A 20,743-nucleotide genomic window follows, 5' to 3' on the forward strand; every position below is an offset into this window, starting at 1 on the left:
TCCACTTTTTATACTAACCTCAGAACCGCTCAGGTAAGGAAAGAGTTGCTCAGCTGCCAGCAAGAACTGCTCAGGTAAGGAAAGAAGTCGCTCGGCTGGCAGCAAGAACCGCTCAGGTAGGGAAAGAAGTCGCTCGGTTGGCAGCAAGAACCGCTCAGGTAAGGAAAGAAGTCGCTCAGAAACAGCTCATGTGATTTCGTCCCCACCTAGGCAGTGTAAATTATCCTCTAATCTTCAGCAAAATCAAAAATTTCATCGCCATCAAAATTCTCTCAAAACCACTACCGCACAAAATACTACTAAAATCTATCATTAATCTTTCATCTTTTAAAAAATTAACCCTCACAATTTATTTTCGCAATATAGAAATATTACTTCACATGTTTGCATAAAAAAACAAAGAATGAATGAGTATTCATAAGGTCTTGCAATCTAAAACCCTATAAAATACAGTTATATAAATGTTGTTAAATGCATAATAATTAATCGAAAATGCATTTATTTTCTATTTTGTGTTTGAAACTGTATTTCTTTTTCATTATAATTAATATAAGAATTTACAAAGTTTGGGGCAAAGGGGAGAGGACGTATGACAACAAAACCATGGCTAGCAAATTATCCTGAAGAAGTACCATCGTCTTTAACGTTTGAGGAAATTCCAGTGCAAGAGTTTTTGACACGTGCCTATAAAAAGAATCCATCCAAAGTGGCGATTCATTTTATGGGGAAGGATTTGACGTACACAGAGTTATATGAGTCTGCGCTTAGATTTGCAAACTATTTACAAGCACTTGGTGTAGAAAAGGGAGATCGTGTGGCAATTATGCTACCAAATTCGCCTCAAAGTGTAATTGCTTACTACGGTGCTATGTATGCTGGAGCTGTTGTCGTACAAACAAATCCACTTTATACTGAACGTGAACTTCAATATCAAATGGCTGATTCAGGTGCAAAGGTTATTTTAGTGATGGACATCTTATATCCACGTGTTTTGAAGATTATGAAAGAAACGGCACTTGAAAATGTAATTGTTACGGCTATAAAAGATTACTTACCATTTCCGAAAAATTTAGTTTATCCTTTTATTCAAAAAAAGCAATACGGTTTTAGTGTGAAGGTAGAACATAGCGGTCAAAACCATCTATTTACTGAGATTATGCGTTCCTCACCAATTAAGGTGTTGGATATTTCTTTTGATTTTGAAGAGGACATTGCCTTGCTTCAATATACAGGAGGTACAACCGGCTTTCCTAAAGGTGTGATGCTGACTCATAAAAATTTAATTGCCAATACAACAATGTGTGATGTTTGGATGTATAAATGTGTGCATGGTGAAGAAACCATTATGGGTATTTTACCGTTCTTCCATGTCTATGGTATGACCACGGTTATGTTACTATCTGTTTTCACGCAAAATAAAATGGTGTTATTACCAAAATTCGATGCGGAAACGGCATTGAAAACCATTGATAAGCAAAAACCAACGCTTTTCCCTGGTGCCCCAACATTATATATTGGTCTTTTAAATCATCCAGATATTACAAAATATGATTTGTCATCCATTAAAGCTTGCTTGAGTGGCTCTGCATCACTTCCGGTTGAGGTGCAAGAGAAATTTGAAGCAGTCACGGGTGGAAAGCTCGTAGAAGGTTATGGATTAACAGAAACTTCTCCAGTAACCCATTCAACACCTATTTGGGGTAAACGCAAAATCGGCTCAATTGGTTTACCATGGCCGAACACAGATGCGGTTATTCTACGTACAGGCGATACGGAGGTGCTTCCAGTCGGTGAAGTTGGAGAGATTGCTGTAAAAGGTCCACAGGTGATGAAGGGTTATTGGAATCGACCAGAAGACACGGCAGCAACGTTCGCAGATGGCTGGTTCTTAACAGGGGATTTAGGTTATATGGATGAAGAAGGCTTTTTCTATGTAGTGGATCGTAAAAAGGATTTGATTATTGCAGGCGGCTTCAATATATACCCTCGTGAGGTGGAAGAAGTCTTATATGAGCGAGAGGAAATTCAAGAATGTGTAGTTGCAGGAATTCCAGACCCGTACCGTGGAGAAACAGTTAAAGCTTATATTGTATTAAAAGAAGGATATTCGATTACAGAGGACGAATTAAATAAATATTGCCGCCAACATCTAGCTGCATTCAAAGTTCCGCGCTATTATGAATTTAGAGATGAGCTTCCGAAAACAGCAGTAGGGAAAATTTTGCGTCGCTCATTAGTGGATGAAGAAAAAACGAAATTAGTGAATAAAGAAGCAAAATAAATACGTCATAAAGTATTGACAAGCAAAGTTGTAAAATATAATATGAAAATATGAATGAATGATCATTCATATTTTCATATTTTTTTAGGTTAATACGTCACATCCTTACTTTTTACTAATAAGGATTACATCATGTGGTAACAAAGCATGTAGACGTCTGTAAGTTTTTATAGGTGGTGATATATAAGTGAAACGTGATAAGCCGAAATATAAGCAAATTATTGATGCAGCTGTCATCGTTATAGCAGAAAATGGGTATCACCAAGCGCAAGTGTCGAAAATCGCTAAACAGGCTGGGGTGGCTGATGGAACAATCTATTTATATTTTAAAAATAAAGAAGATATATTAATTTCTGTCTTTAATGAAAAAATGGCTGTTTTTGTTGAGTCATTACAAGATATAATAGAAAATGGAAGTACGTCTAAAGACAAACTTTCACGTATGATAGAAAATCATTTTAATGTTCTAGCGACAGATCGATACCTAGCAACCGTCACACAATTAGAACTACGACAATCGAATAAGGATTTACGATTAAAGATTAATTCGGTGTTAAGAGAGTACTTACAATTACTTGATCAAATTTTAATCGAAGGTATGCTTTCAGGTGAGTTCAATCAAACGATGGATGTACGCTTGGCACGTCAAATGGTATTTGGAACAATTGATGAAACCATTACGTCGTGGGTCATGAATGACTATCGATATGATTTGATAGAACAAGTTCCAAAGGTTCAGGCATTAATTCTGAACGGCATTAAAGCTTAAAAGGATGTGGAGAAATGGAATTTCTAAGTTGGAAAGTTGAAGATGGAGTAGCAATTATTACAATTGCACGACCACCAGCAAACGCATTATCGCGTGGAATCATTACCGAAGTCAATGAAGTGCTAGATGCAGTTGAAAACGATGACGCAGTACGTGTCCTTGTACTTCACGGTGAAGGCCGTTTCTTCTCAGCAGGTGCAGACATAAAGGAATTTACTGAAGTTGAATCTGGCGAGGAATTTACAAAGCTAGCGAGCAATGGACAACAAATTTTTGAACGTGTTGAATCATTCTCAAAACCTGTTATTGCTGCAATCCATGGTGCTGCACTTGGCGGTGGTTTGGAGCTTGCGATGAGCTGTCATCTGCGCTTTGTAACAGAATCTGCAAAATTAGGATTGCCCGAATTACAATTAGGTTTGATTCCTGGCTTTGGGGGCACACAACGATTACCACGCTATGTTGGTGTTGCAAAAGCTGCAGAAATGATGTTTACAAGTGAGCCAATTTCAGGTACTGAAGCTGTGCAGTGGGGGTTAGCGAATCGAGCATATTCAGATGAAGTGTTGCTTGAGGAAACGTTAAAAACTGCTAAGAAAATTGCGAAGAAGAGCCCAATCGCCTTAAAGGCAGCTATTCAAACTTTGCAATTTGCGAAACCTGCTTCATTCTACGAAGGTATAGAGGCTGAGGCAAAATCGTTTGGTACCGTTTTTATAACAGAAGATGCTAAAGAAGGCATTCAAGCATTTATTGAAAAACGTGAGCCTGTCTTTACTGGTAAATAATTTTCCATTCGTGTCGATAGCACTTGTCAATCGACATTATCCAAACTGAAAATATATAATATTTATAAGTTTACTTAGAATTATAAAACGTTCCAGGAGGTATGGATATATGAACATTTTTGCATTAATTAAACGTACGTTTGATACGGAAGAAAAAATCGTTGTGTCTGGTGGTAAAATTCAAGAAGATGGTGCTGAATTCATCATCAACCCTTACGATGAATATGCCATTGAAGAGGCAATCCAAGTTCGCGATGCTGCTGGGGGTAAAGTAACAGTAGTAACAATTGGTGGCGAAGATGCAGAAAAGCAACTACGTACAGCTCTTGCCATGGGAGCAGATGAAGCAGTTCTTATTAACACTGAAGATGATTTAGATGAATTAGATCAAAATGCAGCTGCTTTTATCTTAGCTGAGTATTTAAAAGATAAAGATGCTGATTTAATTTTAACAGGAAATGTAGCGATAGATGGTGGCTCTGGGCAAGTAGGTCCACGTGTTGCAGATTTACTTGGCATTAACTATGTAACAACAATTACAAAACTTGAAATCGATGGAACATCTGCGAAAATTGTACGCGATATCGAAGGTGATTCAGAGGTTATCGAGTCCTCTTTACCACTATTAGTAACAGCTCAACAAGGTTTAAATGAGCCTCGTTACCCATCTTTACCAGGTATCATGAAAGCGAAGAAGAAACCGCTTGCAGAACTTGAATTAGATGATTTAGATATCGATGAAGATGATGTAGAAGTGAAGATTGAAACTGTAGACATCTTCTTACCAGCACAAAAGGCAGCAGGACGCGTTCTTGAAGGTGACCTTTCTGCACAAGTAAAAGAACTGGTAAATCTACTTCACACTGAAGCAAAAGTAGTTTAAAAATTTGATGATGTTAATCGAATCTTAAAGGGTAACGGAGGGAATATACTATGTCAAAAAAAGTATTAGTATTAGGTGAAGTTCGTGAAGGAAGCTTACGTAATGTTTCTTTCGAAGCAATTGCTGCTGCAAAACAAATCGCTGATGGTGGCGAGGTTGTCGGCGTACTTTTAGGGGATGCTGTAGCAGATTTAACTGGTTCATTATTTGAATATGGTGCTGATCGTGTTGTAACAGTAGAGCATCCACATTTAAAACAATATACATCTGATGGATATGGTCAAGCGTTATTAGCTGTCATTGAGCAGGAAAATCCAGCTGGAATTGTATTTGGTCATACAGCTAATGGCAAAGATTTATCACCAAAGATTGCAAGTAAGTTACAGGCAGGTCTAGTATCTGATGTTACTTCAATTGAAGGCACTGGTGATGATATCGTATTTATCCGTCCAATTTACTCTGGTAAAGCTTTCGAAAAAGTAAAAGTAAAAGACGGCGTTATTTTAGCTTCAATTCGTCCAAACAATATTGCACCTTTAGAAAAAGTAGAAGGCAAATCAGGTGACGTAGCTTCCATTTCGGTGGATATTACAAACCTTCGCACAATCATAAAAGAGGTTGTACGTAAGTCTTCAGAAGGTGTTGATCTTTCAGAAGCAAAAGTAGTTGTAGCGGGCGGACGTGGTGTTAAATCAGAAGAAGGCTTTGAACCATTAAAACAGCTAGCAGATTTACTTGGTGGCGCAGTTGGTGCCTCACGTGGTGCATGTGATGCTGAATACTGTGATTATTCACTTCAAATTGGTCAAACAGGTAAGGTTGTAACACCGGATCTTTACATTGCTGCAGGTATTTCTGGCGCAATCCAGCACTTAGCAGGTATGTCAAACTCTAAAGTCATCGTTGCGATTAATAAAGATCCTGAGGCTAATATTTTCAAAGTGGCAGATTACGGTATCGTAGGAGATTTATTCGAAGTAGTGCCTCTTCTAATTGAAGAATTTAAGGCATTAAAAGTAAATGCATAGTAAAGGGTACAGGGGGAATTCATTCCTCCTGTTTTTTTGTATAATGCTCTATTTTGAGAATTATCGCAAAATAAGATATTGACATAATGATGGTTAGCCCTTATAGTGGTGGATAATCATTAAATTTTTCAATAATAATGTTTTGAAACGCAAAGATTAGGAGTAGTAGAAGCTCATTATTTGGTAGAGAGAGCTGCGGGGTGGTGCAACGCAGTCCAATAAGACTTTGAACTTGCCTAGGAGTGGTAAAATAAATGGAATTAACAGATTATTCTATTTGTTTGACGATTAACCTTCGTTACAAGGTTTTAAAGTAGGGTTCGAATCGAATCAATTAGAGTGGTACCGCGGTTTGCTTATGGCATATCGTCTCTTCTTTCATTTAACGGTGAAAGGATAGGCGATATGCCTTTTTGATTTAGGAGGAAAGAAAATGGAAAAAGACAACCAGACATTAAAACGCACAATGTCCTCACGACATATCACGATGATGGCTTTAGGTGGTGCCATTGGTGCAGGATTATTTAAAGGAAGTAGTGCTGCCATTGATATGGCGGGACCATCAGTGCTCATCGCCTATTTATTAGGTGGTATTATTCTTTTATTTGTAATGCAAGGTTTAGCGGAAATGGCAGTTCGAAATAGCGAAGCCAGAACGTTTAGAGATTTAGTTCAATCGATATTAGGAAAGTACCCAGCATATTTCCTAGATTGGATTTATTGGAAAATGTGGGTTTTGAATATTGCAGCAGAATCTGTAGTTGCGGCCATTTTCATTCAATATTGGTTACCTGAATACCCAATTTGGATTCTGGCATTGTCTGTTTCAGTGTTAGTTACAGCGATTAATTTATTATCAGTGAAAGTTTTTGCTGAAACAGAATATTGGTTAGCGTTAGTTAAAATTTGTGTAATCGTTGTGTTCATTATTGCAGGCTTAATTTTATTACTTGTATCATTTGGTCAGCATACAGCTGTTGGTTTTTCGAATTTAACAGCGCATGGAGGCTTCTTCCCTAACGGATCAATGGGATTAATTGCTGCAATGCTTGTGGTTATCTATTCTTATGGTGGTACTGAAATTATCGGTATTACATTAGCGGAAACAAAGAATCCTGAAAAGGTAGTACCAAAAGCTGTGCGCAGTACACTAGTTCGGATTGTGACGTTCTATTTACTACCTTTCTTTATTATCGTAAGCTTAATTCCTTGGAATGAAGTAAATGGCGTACCTGAGAGTCCGTTTGTAATGGTGTTTAAAATGATTGGGATTCCTGGTGCAGACCATATTATGAACGCTGTTGTTTTACTTGCGATTATTTCCTCCATGAATTCAGGGCTTTATGGCTCATCTCGTGTGTTATATACACAGGCTGTGGACGGGCGTGTTCCAAAAATCTTTGCTCATTTATCGAAAAGAAAAGTTCCGGTATATGCGATTTTAATGTGCACGTTAGCATTATATGTTGGTGTAATTATTTCACTATATGCTGGAAGTAAGACTTTTGAGTTTTTAATGGGTTCCCTAGGATACACGGTGTTATTTATTTGGTTAATCATTGCGATTGCACATCTGAAATCCCGTAAAAAACAATCAGAAAAAACAAGTGCCTATGTGGTTAAATGGTTCCCTTACACAACGTGGATTGCTATTATTGCGCTAAGTGCTATCTTGGTTGGTATTATTTTTACAACTTCTATAATTGTAACAGGTATTACTTTAGCTATTTATCTCTTTATTACGTTAACGTATGTTTATAAAGGTCGCTATCATACAAACTAGGCTAAATTATAAATTCATTCAAGCTGTTTCGACTTTTTTCATCTTGTTTTTTCATCAATTTTGCATTATAGGCAGATTGTTCGCTCAAGGTAAATTATCCATGCTATACTACAAGCATAGTAAGTTTAAGGAGGATTTCAAATGGCAATTGTACATGCAACAGATGCAACTTTCCAAGATGATATTAAAGAGGGGTTAGTGCTAGTAGACTTTTGGGCTGCTTGGTGCGGACCATGTAAAATGATTGGACCTGTACTTGAAGAAATGGATGCTGAAGGCAGTGCGGCTAAAATCGTAAAAGTAGATGTAGATAACAACCAAGGTACGGCAGCCCAATATCAAATCATGTCAATTCCAACTTTATTATTATTTAAAGATGGTGAATTGGTAGATAAAACTGTTGGCTTCCAACCTAAAGAAGCGTTAGAGACATTTATTGCAAAACATGCTTAATTGATAAGATATGAAAAGTCGAGCCATCATTTGATGTGCTTGGCTTTTTTTCGTTATATAATAAATTAATAGAGGATGGGCACTATGTTTAACAAAGAGGGGGCAGGTTGTAATGAATGATTTAATAAAACGAAAGCTTGATATTTTGCCTGATCAGCCTGGCTGCTATTTGATGAAGGATCGGCAAGGAACCATTATTTATGTAGGAAAAGCAAAGGTGCTAAAAAACCGAGTACGCTCCTATTTTACTGGTACACATGAGGGGAAAACACAGAGACTTGTAAGTGAGATAGAAGATTTTGATTATATTGTAACCTCCTCGAATATTGAGGCATTGATTTTAGAGCTTAATCTAATAAAACTTCATGATCCTAAATACAATGTCATGTTGACAGATGATAAAACCTATCCGTATTTAAAAATTACGAATGAAAAACATCCTCGTCTTATTACGACACGAAAAGTGAAAAAGGATAAGGCAAAGTATTTTGGACCCTATCCTAATGCATATGCAGCAAGTGAAACGAAAAAGCTACTTGATCGCTTATATCCGCTTCGAAAATGTGTACAACTACCTTCCAAGGTTTGCCTATACTATCACATGGGTCAATGTATGGCACCTTGTGTGAAGGAGATTGATGCTCAAATTTATCAGGATATGATTGAGGATATGACCAAATTTTTAAATGGTGGCGTGGAGGCAGTCAAAAAGGAGCTTGAGGTAAAAATGCTAGCCGCTGCTGAAAATTTAGAGTTTGAACGTGCAAAAGAATTCCGTGATCAGATTGCACATATTGATACAGTTATGCAAAAGCAAAAAATTGTATCAAGTGATACGACCAATCGAGATGTATTTGGTTATGCAGTTGAAAAGGGCTGGATGTGTGTTCAAGTATTCTTTGTTCGTCAAGGTAAACTGATTGAGCGTGATGTCTCTATTTTTCCGATTTATCAGGAAGCAGAGGAGGAATTTTTAACATTTGTTGGTCGATTCTACGAAAAGCTAGAGCATATTAAACCAAAGGAAATTTTTATCCCACAAGCTATTGATGCTGCGATTTTAACAGAATTATTAGATGTGAAGGTATTGACGCCAAAGCGTGGGCAAAAAAAAGAGCTTGTTGACCTCGCTACAAAAAATGCTGAAATCGCAGTAGCAGCTAAGTTCCAGCTCATTGAACGTCAGGAAGAACGAACAATTGGTGCATGTGAGGCACTAGGTGAAGCGATGGGAATTTCCACACCTTTACGAATCGAGGCTTTTGATAACAGTCATATGCATGGAACAGATGCTGTATCTGCAATGGTGGTATTTATCGATGGCAAGCCTGCAAAGAAAGAATATCGGAAGTATAAAACTCGGACAGCTGCTAAGCACGATGACTATGGGGCGATGCAGGAGGTAATACGTCGTCGTTACATTCGTGTACTAAAGGAAGGATTACCCCTACCAGATTTAGTTTTAATAGATGGAGGGAAGGGACAAATGGAAGTTGCACGAGAAGTATTAGAGGATGAGCTTGGGCTGGTCATTCCAATCGCTGGCTTAGCGAAGGATGAAAAGCATAATACATCACAGCTTCTATTTGGTGATCCACCTGAGGTCATTGCGTTAAAGCGCACAAGTGATGGGTTCTATTTATTGCAACGAATTCAAGACGAGGTACACCGGTTTGCCATTACATTCCTACGCCAGCAGCACGAAAAGCATGCTATTCAATCTGTTCTCGATCAGATTGAGGGTATTGGTCCAAAGCGAAAACAGCAATTATTAAAGTATTTTGGTTCTGTCAAAAAAATTCGAGAGGCAAGTGAGTTAGCATTACAAGAGGCTGGGATGCCTGCTAATCTTGCTAGTCATATATATACCTATTTTCAGGAACAGACATTGTCAAAGGAATAGACATATGCTAATGTTTAATAACATACATTCACTATTTTAAGTGATGATAGAGGTGCAAGATTCAAAAGTAGTACATCAGAGGATGAACAAATCCTGTGAAGATGTATGAAAGGGGAGCTTGCCGAAGTGGAGCATCGTTGTTTCCGATGTTGTACTGGTTTTGCATTTAAGAAATGTAAGACTGTCGATTCTAAACGTTTCGGAGAGCTATCACACATGCGCAAGATTTTTTTATTGTACATGTATAGGCAGCTTTCACGTTATGTGAAAGCTGCTTTTTTTGGTTTTCTAGTAGACACTCCGAATAGAAATTACGTCAAATTAGTGATGATGAAAAGGAGAAGATTCAGGATGGCAAGAATTGTAATGAAATTTGGCGGTGCTACATTAGCATCATCAGCACATATTTTTGAGATTGCGAAAAAGGCAATTCATGAAAAAGAAAAAGGTCATGATGTAGTTATTGTCACTGCAGCAATGACAAGCTCAGTAAATGAATTAACAAAAATGGCACGGGATTTATCTGATGATGCGTCTAAGCGTGAATTAGATGTGCTACGTTCAACAAGCTCACAACAATCAAGTGCCTTAATGGCCATTGCCTTGCAGGAAGAAGGCTATAATGCAGTGTCATTAACAGGCTGGCAGGCAGGTGTTCAGACAGATGCAATGCATGTTAACGCACGCATTGATTATGTGGATGTAAGTCGACTAGAAGAGCATTTAGCACAGAAGCAAATTGTTGTAGTTGCTGGGGAGCAGGGTATTGATCATTTACAAAATATTACGACTCTTGGTAAAGGTGGAGCAGAGACGACTGCTGTGGCCATTGCAGCAGCACTGGATGCGGAGCGTGTGGATATTTATACGAACGTGGATGGCGTTTATACTGCTGATCCAAACCATGTGAACGGTGCACAAAAATTAAAGGAAATTTCCTATAATGAGATGCTAGAGTTATCGAATTTAGGTACACATATCTTACATCCACGAGCTGTAGAATTAGCAAAGAAGTTTCAAATACCCATTATTATTCGATCAAATGAAATAGATACAGTAGGTACTTTATTGAAGGAGGAAGTTGAGATGGAAAAAAATTTAATTGTACGTGGTGTTGCCTATGAATCAGATGTTATTCGTTTAACGGTAGGGTATGATGCTTATTCGGATGCTTCGTTGGCAGATATCTTTACGATACTTGCAGATTATCGCATTAATGTAGATATCATCGTGCAAGCGATTATTGACGGTCTTAAACCGACTGTATCATTTACGATTTTGAAAGAAGAGTTTGCAGAAGCATTACGTGTTCTAGAAGAAAGTAAATTGTCGCTTGGGTTCAGCTTTGCTGATTTTGAAATCGGCTTGGCAAAGGTATCTATTATTGGTTCGGGAATGGCATCTAATCCAGGCGTTGCTGCACGAATGTTTGATCGTTTACGACATGAAGGCATCCCTGTTAAGATGGTTAGTACATCCGAAATCAAAGTGTCTGTTGTAGTGCCTCAAGATGACATGATTCATGCAGCTAATGCTTTACATGATGAATTTAATTTAGAGCAAGCACTTTATATGTAAAAATGAAAGGATGTGCAATAGCCACATCCTTTTTTTATATGGGACGTTTACATCAATTTAATGTTTTATCGAAATTGATTGTTATATAATAGAGAAAGATTACATGTTTTGGCAAGGAAGAGGTGAGTATTGAATGGCATTATTTGGTCTATTTCAAAAACCAATTGTTGAAGGTATAAATCAGTGCAATGATTCTGAAATACAATTACTGAAAAAACGCATTCTAGAATTGGAACTTGCACAGGAAAGCATTGATGTAAAAAATGCAATATTAGACTTTGTACTAGCACATATGGAATTAATTAATTTTCAAACTGCTTTAAAGGTGCAGGGAGTGTCAACAAGTGTAGGGGATATTTCAGCAATGAGTGAAGAAATGTCATCAAACACAGAAGAAATATTAGCTGTAGAGCAAAATGTGAATGCAAACATTCAAGAAATCAAACAGCATTCTATTCAATTAGTGAAAGAGATGGAGTCATCCATTACAAAAGGTGAAATTGTTCAAGGGTTGTTAATCCAGGGAGCTCATTCAACAGAGCAACTGAGGGATGAAATGAAAAAAATGAATAACATTGGCAAAAGTGTTACAACGATTGCTGATCAAACGCAGCTACTTGCGTTAAATGCCTCAATTGAAGCTGCGCGAGCTGGTGAGCATGGAAAGGGTTTTAATGTTGTGGCAATGGAGGTAGGGAAGTTAGCCAATAGCTCCAAAGGTTCCTTAAAAGAAATGACAACAATTCGATCAGTCATCGATGAGAAATTACATCATACTATAACGAATATCGAACAGGTTGAATACTATTTCACAAATTTCTTAAGCGATATGAAAGACAATATTACGAATCTGTCTATTACAAGCAAAAGTATTGAAGAGGTGGCACATGGCGTTCACCAAATAACAGTTGCGTCTGAGGAAAATGTAGTAGCGATTGATCGATTGGCTATCACGACAACAGAATTATCACATACTAGTGATTTCTCCGAGACAATTCAAAATCAAGTCACTGAAATGCTAAAAGCTATTGTACCGACCATCCGCAAACCTTCAGAGCAAACCGTCATAAGTCAGTTAGCAGCAAGATTAATGGATCATGGAAGCTTTTTGCGAAATACAATTCAAAGGGCAGGACAAAAGGATATTTTAAAAACACATCATCAATGTGCCTTTGGACAATGGTATTATGGACATCTTGAGCAGTATCATTCCTTATCAGAGTACCGTCAAATAGAACAACCGCATGAATTCGTACATACTGCTGCACAAAAATTAGTCAATGAACTATCAATTAGTAACTTAGAGGAAATGATTCAACACTCGCTCAATATATTGGAGGCCTTTATTGCATTAATAGATATACTGTTAAAAGAAAGACATGCGCAACTATAAAAGGATTGTCATCCCATAAATAAAGAGAGGGATGCAATCCTTTTTCTTACTCTGTTGGTATAGTATTCATAATTCTTTCTTTAACATCCCACTTCACAGTGAACATCACATGCTCCTGTTTAACTTGTTTTTCATCGTAGCATTCTGTTAAATAGCCTTTTGCTTGCTGAATTTGCTCTGCTATAAAACCGGCTTCCAATCTAAAGCAACGGTGCCCAACTAATAGCAGCTCAGGATCATTTGTCAACTGGAATATACGTCCATCTTTTGTTTCTTTAATTAATTCAAGGGTACCCCAACAGGCATCTGCGAAAAATGCGATAAGTTCTTCTTGACTTTTACAAGGAAACTTCCGAGCCAGCTCTTTTCCGGCCCAGTAAAGTACATCCTCCTCGTGTTTACCAAGAATTGAAGATAAAATATGATCACGGATAATCTCATAGCCAAATGATGAGATAGTAGGATATGGAGGGTTTAACATTGAAATCCTTCTTTCTTAGAATTTTCTTAAAATTTAACGCTGATAAAGTAAAGATAGTTTTTTCGAGAAAAATTGATGCATCATGTACTAGATTAGTTCTTTAATGAGGACTATGAAAAACTCTAAGTTACCTTGACGCTCGTAGCTCTTGAGAGTACAATAAACATGTCATAATATTGTACCATGATGAAATACACAGTCAATGAAGTATCATTTACAAAATGATGACTTCTTTTGTTGTGCTATTTTAAGTACTAAGGGGGGTAACAGTCTTGTCGAAAGATCGAGAGTTTTTATGGCGTCGCTTACATTCTCTACTTGGGATCATTCCAGTAGGTTTGTTCTTAACGATGCACCTGTTCATTAACTTTACAGCAACAGGCGGAGCAGAAAGTTACAACGATGCTACCGCAGTAATGGAAAAGATTCCATTCCTTATCCTAGTTGAATGGATTGTCATCTATATTCCATTAATGTTCCACGCATTTTATGGTGTTTACATTGCATTCACTGCTACACCAAATACAGGACGTTTCAGCACATACCGTAACTGGATGTTCTCATTACAACGTTTTACAGGTGTATTCTTAGTGATTTTCATTGCATGGCATATTTTCCAAACTCGTATTCAAAAAGCGCTTGGTACACACGTTGATTACGATATGATGGCGAATATCGTTGCTAATCCAATCATGCTTGGATTCTACATCGTTGGTATTTTATCAGCAACTTTCCACTTATCAAACGGTCTATGGGCATTCCTAGTAAGCTGGGGTGTTGTACAATCTCCTCAGTCTCAAAAGATTGCTACTTATGTAACAAACATTCTTTTCGTAATTCTAAGTGTAGTTGGTGTGGCTGCTATTTTAGCTTTCGTTTAATTTAATAGAAGCTATTATAGAGCACATGCAATCATTGCAATTTTTTAAGAGGAGTGAGAAATAATCATGGCGAAAAGCAAAATAATTGTTGTCGGCGGCGGTCTTGCTGGTCTGATGGCAACGATTAAAGCAGCTGAAGTTGGTACTGAAGTTGATTTATTCTCATTAGTTCCTGTAAAACGCTCACACTCTGTATGTGCGCAAGGCGGAATTAATGGTGCGGTAAATACAAAAGGTGAAGGGGATTCTCCTTGGATTCACTTTGATGATACAGTTTACGGTGGGGACTTCTTAGCTAACCAACCACCAGTTAAAGGTATGTGTGATGCGGCTCCTGGTATTATTCACTTAATGGACCGTATGGGCGTTATGTTCAACCGTACACCTGAAGGACTTCTTGATTTCCGTCGTTTTGGTGGTACATTAATGCACCGTACAGCATTCTCAGGTGCAACAACTGGTCAACAATTACTATATGCACTAGATGAGCAAGTTCGTTCACACGAAGTAGCTGGTTTAGTTAATAAATATGAGCACTGGGAATTCCTTGGTGTCATTATTGACGAAGATGGCGTTTGTCGTGGTATTGTAGCACAAGATATGCGTACTGAAGAAATTAAATCATACCGTGCAGACGCTGTTATTATGGCGACTGGTGGTCCTGGTATTATCTTCGGTAAAACAACAAACTCTGTTATTAATACTGGATCTGCTGCTTCTATCGTTTACCAACAAGGTGCTTCTTATGCGAATGGTGAATTCATCCAAATTCACCCTACAGCGATTCCTGGAGATGACAAAAACCGTTTAATGTCAGAATCGGCTCGTGGTGAAGGTGGACGTATTTGGACTTATAAAGACGGTAAACCTTGGTACTTCCTAGAAGAAAAATACCCAGCCTATGGTAACTTAGTACCACGTGATATTGCAACACGTGAAATTTTCGACGTTTGTGTAAACCAAAAACTTGGTATCAATGGTGAAAACATGGTATACCTAGATCTTTCTCATAAAGATCCACATGAATTGGACGTTAAACTTGGTGGTATCATCGAAATCTACGAAAAATTCGTTGGAGATGACCCACGTAAATTACCTATGAAAATTTTCCCAGCAGTTCACTACTCAATGGGTGGATTATGGGTTGACTACAACCAAATGACTGAAATACCTGGTCTATTTGCAGCAGGTGAATGTGATTACTCACAACATGGTGCAAACCGTCTTGGTGCAAACTCATTATTATCTGCTATCTACGGTGGTATGGTTGCAGGACCAAACGCAGTAGATTATGTAAAACATCTTAAAAAGCATGCTGAAGATCTTCCACAAGAGCTTTACGATGCTCGCGAAAAAGAAGAACAAACTAAATGGGACGCTATCATGAAGATGGACGGCACAGAAAACGCTTACTTGCTTCATAAAGAGCTTGGTGAGATGATGACTGCTACGATGACAGTAGTACGTTATAACGACCAACTTGAAGATACATTGAAAAAATTAGATGATCTTTCTGAGCGTTGGAATAACATCAACATCAATGATACACAAAAATGGAGCAACCAAGGTGCGCACTTTACACGTCAGCTTAAAAATATGTTAATTCTTGCGAAAGTAATGACAAAGGGTGCATTATTGCGTAATGAATCCCGTGGTGCTCACTATAAACCAGATTTCCCGAACCGTGATGATGAAAACTTCTTAAAAACAACAATGGCGAAGTTTGATTCAACTACTGGTAATCCTATCATCACGTACCAAGAAGTCGACGTTTCTTTAATTCCACCACGTAAACGCGACTACTCTGCGAAAGGAGACTAAAAGTTATGCAAATCGCAGCAAATACTGGAAGAATGGTCAAAGTGGAAATTTTACGTCAAGATACTAAAGGCGGCAATAGCTACTGGCAAAAATTCCAAGTGCCTTACCGTCATGGTATGAACGTAATTTCAATTTTAATGGAAATTCAAAAAAATCCTGTTACTGAAAATGGTGAAAATACTTCACCGGTAGCATGGGATATGAACTGTTTAGAAGAAGTTTGTGGTGCATGTTCAATGGTTATTAATGGTCGTCCACGTCAATCTTGTTCAACACTTGTTGATCAATTGACTGAGCCTATTAAACTAGAGCCTATGAAAACATTCCCTGTAATTCGTGACTTACAAGTTGACCGTGAACGTATGTTCAATGCACTGAAAAAAGTTAAAGCATGGGTGCCAATCGATGGTACTTATGATTTAGGTGAAGGTCCGCGTATGCCAGAAGGTAAACGTCAATGGGCTTATGAATTATCTAAATGTATGACTTGTGGTGTATGTATGGAAGCTTGTCCAAACGTGTCTGAAAAAGCATCATTCATCGGGCCAGCACCATTATCACAAGTACGTTTATTCAACACTCACCCAACTGGTGCTATGATTAAAGATCAACGTTTAAATGCGATTATGGGTGATGGTGGCCTTGCAAACTGTGGTAACTCTCAAAACTGTGTTGCTGCATGTCCAAAAGGTATTCCTTTAACAACATCTATCGCATCATTAAACCGTGCAACTACAGTGCAAATGTTCCGTAACTTCTTCGGTTCAGATCACTTCGTTGACTAATTGTACAAGCTTTACTTTAACCCCCTACACGCAAAGTGTCAGGGGGTTTTTCTATCCCAATTTCCTCCACTAAGGGATTTTGTGAATAAAACAAGCAAATAGCTGAATTTTCTATGATAATATAATAATCTCCTTTATAATGAATATATATTCATTTATCGATTCGCTAAATTTAAAAGCGAATTAATTTTAGGAGGATGGTAAGATGAAAGCAAATTATATTGAAGATTTTCGGGAATGGGCAAAGGATTTTTCTTTTTATATCGAGGTACGTGTACGTTTTTCTGAAACAGATATGTATGGTCATATGAACAATACAGTTAGCTTTACATATTTTGAACAAGCACGAATTGATTATTTCCGTCACTTAGGTATCCTAATGCCAGCTGCAATTGATGAGAATGTTGAGGGAATTCCAATAGTAGCAGATCTACAATGTGATTATGTAAGACAGGTTTTCTTTGATGATGTATTAAAAATATATACAAAGGTAGCGAAGGTTGGTAATTCATCATTGGATATTCATTATATGGGGAAAAATCAAAAAGATGAAGTTTGTTTCACGGGTCGAGGGACAGTTGTGCAAATGGACCCTCGCACTGGGAAAAGTGTAGCTTTATCTGAAGAAGCAAGGAATCATTTAGCCAGCCTTTCCATACTCTAATATAAATCGTTCTTTGACAAGCAATTTTTTTTGGTAGTGAACAACCTTTATCATTTTGAAAGGCGTTTACCAATACATTTCATTTATTTATTTATGACGGGAATTTTCGAAATTTTTAAGGAAACATGTCATATTCATGAAAATAGCCGTCACCGCTCCTCATTCCCTATCATAAGTTACAATACGTGCGGGGGAGGAGGGTGTAACTGAAAATGAATGGCTCTCATCATCGTTCTCTTTTAACAAATCGAGAACGTGAAATATTTGCGCTTTTATTAGCTGAAAAAACAACGAGGGATATAGCAGAGCAACTTGGTATTAGTGAAAAAACAGTGCGAAATCACATTTCCAATACAATTCAAAAGCTAGGTGTAACAAATCGATCTCAGGCGTTAATTGAGCTGTTACGCTTAGAAGAATTTAAATTAGACTAATGGACACTTGCTATTTCATGAAAAAAACGACAAAATAGAACTATTCAACGTATTTTTAGGAGTGAAATAGTTATATGTCGGATGAAGTAACAAAACACTCACCTGAAACCGTTGCAACGGTTGAAAAGGAATTACGCTATATAGCGGCCATTGTGAAACAAAAGGGAAGAGAAATTGTTTCGCAATATGCGATTACACCGCCACAATTTGTTGCATTACAGTGGTTAGAAGAACTTGGTGATATGACAATTGGCGACTTGTCTAACCGATTATACTTAGCTTTTAGTACAACAACAGATTTAGTGGACCGAATGGAGAAAAATGAATTAGTGAAACGAGTACGTGACGAAAATGATCGTCGTGTCGTTGTTGTTCATCTTCTCGAGAAAGGCGAACGTATTATTCAAGAGGTTATTGAAAAAAGACAACAGTATTTGCAGGAAAAACTTGTAGGTTTTAATGAGCAAGAAGTCGCGCAATTATCAGGATATCTACAAAGACTACATGTACACATGAAACAGGATTGAGGCGGAAAGTATGAATGCCCCGATAGGCGTTATTGATTCAGGAGTTGGCGGTTTAACCGTAGCAAAGGAAATTATGAAACGTTTGCCAAATGAAACGATTTACTACATTGGCGATACAGCAAGATGTCCATATGGTCCGAGAAGTCGACAGGAAGTACGGAATTTCACTTGGCAAATGGCAAAAGCACTCGAGAAAATGAATATCAAGATGCTTGTTATTGCTTGTAATACAGCGACTGCAGTAGCACTCGAAAGTTTACAAAGAAATATGCCTTTTCCGGTACTAGGCGTTATTAATGCTGGCGCACGTGCAGCTGTAAAGAAAACGAAGCGACATGAAGTCGTTGTGCTTGCAACAGAAGGAACCATTAAAAGTGGGGCGTATGAGGAAGCCTTACTGTCACTCAATACGTCAACACATATTATTCCACTTGCTTGTCCAACATTTGTCCCACTTGTTGAAAGTGGCGAATATAAAGGTGGATTTGCTAATAAATTAATTACAGAAGGCTTAAAGCCGTTGAAAAATGAACAATTTGATACGGTCATCTTAGGATGTACACATTATCCAATTTTGCAAAAACAAATTGAAGCTGTTGTCGGAGAAGATGTTTTCGTGCTATCTTCTGCAGAGGAAACAGCAAAGGATGTTCAAGAAATGCTTGAGTATAATGGCACGTTGGCTGATTCAACTATAGTGCCTGCTCATAAATTTTATGCCACAGGGTCGGTACCCATTTTCCGTTCAATTGCTGAAAATTGGCTTGAACAAGGTACTCTCGATATAAAACGTATGACATTAAAATAAAAAATCAGCTTAGCGACGGGCTAGGCTGATTTTTGCTGTTTTTAGCAACTAACGTAGAGAACCGTACACTTTTTTGAATGGTTAAAGTATGATAAGATGAGTGCGAAAGTTTTAGGAGGAACAAGAATGATGACAAGATTTGATGGAAGAAATGCAGATGCACTGCGACCAGTAAAAATAGATAGTGAGTATTTAGTACACCCTGAAGGCTCAGTTTTAATTCAAGTTGGTAATACAAAAGTGATTTGTACAGCAACAATTGAGGATAAGGTTCCAGGATTTTTACGTGGACAGGGCAAAGGTTGGATCACGGCAGAATATTCGATGCTACCTCGTGCAACAGCACAGCGTACACCACGTGAGTCATCACGAGGCAAGGTGAATGGTCGTACAATGGAAATCCAACGTTTAATAGGCCGTGCATTGCGTGCTATTGTTGACTTAGAGGTACTTGGGGAGCGAACAGTGTGGATTGATTGTGATGTTATTCAAGCGGATGGAGGAACACGTACAGCCTCTATTACAGGTGCATTTGTGGCAATGACACAGGCAATCGCTAAATTCGGTGCCGAAAAGCCTTTTGAAAAATTTCCTGTGACTGACTATTTAGCAGCAACAAGTGTTGGAATTGTCGAAGAACAGGGGGCAATTTTAGACTTAAACTATGTAGAAGATGTTGATGCAGCTGTTGATATGAATATTGTGATGACAGGAGCAGGACAATTTGTTGAGCTTCAAGGAACAGGAGAAGAAGCAACATTTTCTCGTTCACAGTTAAATGATTTACTAGCATTAGGTGAAAAAGGGATTCAAGAGTTAATTGCACTACAAAAAGAGACACTTGGCGAATTGGCAGATCAAATTGGAGGACAAAAGTGATGAAGCAAGTAGTAATCGCGACGAAAAATAAAGGAAAAGCAAAGGATTTCGAAGCTTTATTTGGTCCACTTGGCTATGAAGTGGTAACCATGTTTGAAGTGGCACCAGAAATGGATATAGAAGAAACGGGCACTACATTTGAGGAAAATGCAGTCTTAAAGGCAGAGGCATTAGCCAAAGAGCTCGGCACAATCGTTATTGCAGATGATAGCGGCTTAGCTGTCGATGCATTAGATGGAGAGCCAGGCGTTTATTCTGCACGGTATGCAGGCGACCATGATGATGAAGCGAATATAGTCAAACTGCTAGAAAATTTAAAGAATGTTGAAGATGAAAATCGTACAGCACGCTTCTGCTGCTGTATTGCCATTGCAGGTCCTAATTTTAACACAACTACAGTTTTCGGTACTTGTGAGGGTGTTATTGCCCATGAAAAACGCGGTACAAATGGCTTTGGCTATGATCCAATCTTCTACGTACCAAGCTTAGGCCGTATGATGGCTGAGCTATCACCAGCAGAAAAGGCTGCCATTTCTCACCGTGGAAATGCAATTCGTCAGTTGAAGGAACAATTGTCAAATCTTATAAAATAAGAGGTGATATC

The 20,743-nt window shown here is 38.0% G+C and carries 20 protein-coding genes, 1 riboswitch and 1 other annotated feature; of the genes, 19 read left to right on the forward strand and 1 reads right to left on the reverse strand.

Going from position 1 to position 20,743, the window contains the following annotated elements:
* Window positions 1-589: 589 nt before the first annotated feature.
* From B2R82_RS16725 to B2R82_RS16770, 10 genes are all read left to right on the forward strand, one after another.
* Window positions 590-2,281 carry an AMP-binding protein gene (locus B2R82_RS16725; RefSeq protein ID WP_286926014.1) on the forward strand — a complete coding sequence of 564 codons (1,692 nt, stop codon included), beginning with the start codon at window positions 590-592 and terminating at the stop codon, window positions 2,279-2,281.
* Window positions 2,282-2,468: 187 nt separating this feature from the next.
* On the forward strand, window positions 2,469-3,050 hold the full coding sequence (locus tag B2R82_RS16730; protein ID WP_283869093.1) for a TetR/AcrR family transcriptional regulator: 582 nt from the start codon (window positions 2,469-2,471) through the stop codon (window positions 3,048-3,050).
* A gap of 14 nt (window positions 3,051-3,064) precedes the next feature.
* Window positions 3,065-3,838 (forward strand): enoyl-CoA hydratase, encoded by a 774-nt coding sequence (locus B2R82_RS16735; RefSeq protein WP_286926015.1) that lies wholly within the window; start codon window positions 3,065-3,067, stop codon window positions 3,836-3,838.
* 109 nt (window positions 3,839-3,947) lie between these two features.
* On the forward strand, window positions 3,948-4,721 hold the full coding sequence (locus B2R82_RS16740; RefSeq protein WP_286926016.1) for an electron transfer flavoprotein subunit beta/FixA family protein: 774 nt from the start codon (window positions 3,948-3,950) through the stop codon (window positions 4,719-4,721).
* A gap of 50 nt (window positions 4,722-4,771) precedes the next feature.
* Complete coding sequence (locus tag B2R82_RS16745) at window positions 4,772-5,749, forward strand: electron transfer flavoprotein subunit alpha/FixB family protein (protein ID WP_286926017.1); 978 nt, start codon at window positions 4,772-4,774, stop codon at window positions 5,747-5,749.
* Window positions 5,750-5,892: 143 nt separating this feature from the next.
* Window positions 5,893-6,126: a binding site (T-box leader), on the forward strand.
* 56 nt (window positions 6,127-6,182) lie between these two features.
* Window positions 6,183-7,532, forward strand: a complete 1,350-nt coding sequence (locus B2R82_RS16750) for an amino acid permease (RefSeq protein ID WP_286926018.1) — start codon at window positions 6,183-6,185, stop codon at window positions 7,530-7,532.
* Between the two features lie 141 nt (window positions 7,533-7,673).
* The gene (gene trxA, locus B2R82_RS16755) at window positions 7,674-7,985 is read left to right on the forward strand and encodes a thioredoxin (RefSeq protein WP_286926019.1); all 312 of its coding nucleotides are present in this window, start codon (window positions 7,674-7,676) and stop codon (window positions 7,983-7,985) included.
* Window positions 7,986-8,097: 112 nt separating this feature from the next.
* The gene (uvrC, locus tag B2R82_RS16760; RefSeq protein WP_286926020.1) at window positions 8,098-9,888 is read left to right on the forward strand and encodes an excinuclease ABC subunit UvrC; all 1,791 of its coding nucleotides are present in this window, start codon (window positions 8,098-8,100) and stop codon (window positions 9,886-9,888) included.
* Window positions 9,889-9,927: 39 nt separating this feature from the next.
* Window positions 9,928-10,106, forward strand: a riboswitch (Lysine riboswitch).
* A gap of 133 nt (window positions 10,107-10,239) precedes the next feature.
* Window positions 10,240-11,466 (forward strand): aspartate kinase, encoded by a 1,227-nt coding sequence (locus B2R82_RS16765; RefSeq protein WP_286926021.1) that lies wholly within the window; start codon window positions 10,240-10,242, stop codon window positions 11,464-11,466.
* A gap of 133 nt (window positions 11,467-11,599) precedes the next feature.
* Complete coding sequence (locus tag B2R82_RS16770) at window positions 11,600-12,859, forward strand: methyl-accepting chemotaxis protein (protein WP_286926022.1); 1,260 nt, start codon at window positions 11,600-11,602, stop codon at window positions 12,857-12,859.
* A gap of 46 nt (window positions 12,860-12,905) precedes the next feature.
* Here B2R82_RS16770 and B2R82_RS16775 read toward each other — a convergent pair whose 3' ends face one another.
* A complete protein-coding gene (locus tag B2R82_RS16775) occupies window positions 12,906-13,340 on the reverse strand; it encodes a YslB family protein (RefSeq protein WP_054770927.1) in 435 nt (144 codons plus the stop codon).
* A 272-nt stretch (window positions 13,341-13,612) separates the two neighbouring features.
* Between B2R82_RS16775 and B2R82_RS16780 the strand changes: the two genes are divergently transcribed.
* From B2R82_RS16780 to B2R82_RS16820, 9 genes are all read left to right on the forward strand, one after another.
* Window positions 13,613-14,221, forward strand: coding sequence for a succinate dehydrogenase cytochrome b558 subunit (locus tag B2R82_RS16780; RefSeq protein WP_054770928.1), 609 nt, complete (start codon window positions 13,613-13,615; stop codon window positions 14,219-14,221).
* A gap of 66 nt (window positions 14,222-14,287) precedes the next feature.
* Window positions 14,288-16,042 (forward strand): succinate dehydrogenase flavoprotein subunit, encoded by a 1,755-nt coding sequence (gene sdhA, locus B2R82_RS16785; protein ID WP_286926023.1) that lies wholly within the window; start codon window positions 14,288-14,290, stop codon window positions 16,040-16,042.
* A gap of 5 nt (window positions 16,043-16,047) precedes the next feature.
* Window positions 16,048-16,827 carry a succinate dehydrogenase iron-sulfur subunit gene (gene sdhB, locus B2R82_RS16790; protein ID WP_283869083.1) on the forward strand — a complete coding sequence of 260 codons (780 nt, stop codon included), beginning with the start codon at window positions 16,048-16,050 and terminating at the stop codon, window positions 16,825-16,827.
* A gap of 205 nt (window positions 16,828-17,032) precedes the next feature.
* On the forward strand, window positions 17,033-17,491 hold the full coding sequence (locus B2R82_RS16795) for an acyl-CoA thioesterase (RefSeq protein WP_286926024.1): 459 nt from the start codon (window positions 17,033-17,035) through the stop codon (window positions 17,489-17,491).
* Between the two features lie 212 nt (window positions 17,492-17,703).
* Entirely contained in the window at window positions 17,704-17,925 is a 222-nt protein-coding gene (locus tag B2R82_RS16800) for a helix-turn-helix domain-containing protein (RefSeq protein WP_004226437.1), read from the forward strand.
* 74 nt (window positions 17,926-17,999) lie between these two features.
* The gene (locus B2R82_RS16805; protein WP_283869081.1) at window positions 18,000-18,452 is read left to right on the forward strand and encodes a MarR family winged helix-turn-helix transcriptional regulator; all 453 of its coding nucleotides are present in this window, start codon (window positions 18,000-18,002) and stop codon (window positions 18,450-18,452) included.
* A gap of 10 nt (window positions 18,453-18,462) precedes the next feature.
* Window positions 18,463-19,260 (forward strand): glutamate racemase, encoded by a 798-nt coding sequence (gene racE, locus B2R82_RS16810; protein ID WP_286926025.1) that lies wholly within the window; start codon window positions 18,463-18,465, stop codon window positions 19,258-19,260.
* Between the two features lie 129 nt (window positions 19,261-19,389).
* Window positions 19,390-20,139, forward strand: coding sequence for a ribonuclease PH (gene rph, locus B2R82_RS16815; RefSeq protein WP_286926040.1), 750 nt, complete (start codon window positions 19,390-19,392; stop codon window positions 20,137-20,139).
* Complete coding sequence (locus tag B2R82_RS16820) at window positions 20,139-20,732, forward strand: XTP/dITP diphosphatase (RefSeq protein ID WP_286926026.1); 594 nt, start codon at window positions 20,139-20,141, stop codon at window positions 20,730-20,732. The genes rph and B2R82_RS16820 overlap by 1 nt, the downstream gene beginning before the upstream one ends.
* Window positions 20,733-20,743 lie beyond the last annotated feature (11 nt).

The sequence above is a fragment of the Lysinibacillus sp. UBA6686 genome (assembly GCF_002455205.1).
GTDB classification, from domain to species: domain Bacteria; phylum Bacillota; class Bacilli; order Bacillales_A; family Planococcaceae; genus Lysinibacillus; species Lysinibacillus pakistanensis.

Excerpts from the sequence above, each read along its gene's own strand:
- B2R82_RS16725 (WP_286926014.1), top strand. The coding sequence starts at position 590 with ATGACAACAAAACCATGGCTAGCAAATTATCCTGAAGAAGTACCATCG.
- B2R82_RS16735 (WP_286926015.1), top strand. The coding sequence starts at position 3,065 with ATGGAATTTCTAAGTTGGAAAGTTGAAGATGGAGTAGCAATTATTACA.
- B2R82_RS16740 (WP_286926016.1), top strand. The coding sequence starts at position 3,948 with ATGAACATTTTTGCATTAATTAAACGTACGTTTGATACGGAAGAAAAA.
- B2R82_RS16745 (WP_286926017.1), top strand. The coding sequence starts at position 4,772 with ATGTCAAAAAAAGTATTAGTATTAGGTGAAGTTCGTGAAGGAAGCTTA.
- B2R82_RS16750 (WP_286926018.1), top strand. The coding sequence starts at position 6,183 with ATGGAAAAAGACAACCAGACATTAAAACGCACAATGTCCTCACGACAT.
- trxA (WP_286926019.1), top strand. The coding sequence starts at position 7,674 with ATGGCAATTGTACATGCAACAGATGCAACTTTCCAAGATGATATTAAA.
- uvrC (WP_286926020.1), top strand. The coding sequence starts at position 8,098 with ATGAATGATTTAATAAAACGAAAGCTTGATATTTTGCCTGATCAGCCT.
- B2R82_RS16765 (WP_286926021.1), top strand. The coding sequence starts at position 10,240 with ATGGCAAGAATTGTAATGAAATTTGGCGGTGCTACATTAGCATCATCA.
- B2R82_RS16770 (WP_286926022.1), top strand. The coding sequence starts at position 11,600 with ATGGCATTATTTGGTCTATTTCAAAAACCAATTGTTGAAGGTATAAAT.
- B2R82_RS16775 (WP_054770927.1), bottom strand. The coding sequence starts at position 13,340 with ATGTTAAACCCTCCATATCCTACTATCTCATCATTTGGCTATGAGATT.
- sdhA (WP_286926023.1), top strand. The coding sequence starts at position 14,288 with ATGGCGAAAAGCAAAATAATTGTTGTCGGCGGCGGTCTTGCTGGTCTG.
- sdhB (WP_283869083.1), top strand. The coding sequence starts at position 16,048 with ATGCAAATCGCAGCAAATACTGGAAGAATGGTCAAAGTGGAAATTTTA.
- B2R82_RS16795 (WP_286926024.1), top strand. The coding sequence starts at position 17,033 with ATGAAAGCAAATTATATTGAAGATTTTCGGGAATGGGCAAAGGATTTT.
- B2R82_RS16800 (WP_004226437.1), top strand. The coding sequence starts at position 17,704 with ATGAATGGCTCTCATCATCGTTCTCTTTTAACAAATCGAGAACGTGAA.
- B2R82_RS16805 (WP_283869081.1), top strand. The coding sequence starts at position 18,000 with ATGTCGGATGAAGTAACAAAACACTCACCTGAAACCGTTGCAACGGTT.
- racE (WP_286926025.1), top strand. The coding sequence starts at position 18,463 with ATGAATGCCCCGATAGGCGTTATTGATTCAGGAGTTGGCGGTTTAACC.
- rph (WP_286926040.1), top strand. The coding sequence starts at position 19,390 with ATGACAAGATTTGATGGAAGAAATGCAGATGCACTGCGACCAGTAAAA.
- B2R82_RS16820 (WP_286926026.1), top strand. The coding sequence starts at position 20,139 with ATGAAGCAAGTAGTAATCGCGACGAAAAATAAAGGAAAAGCAAAGGAT.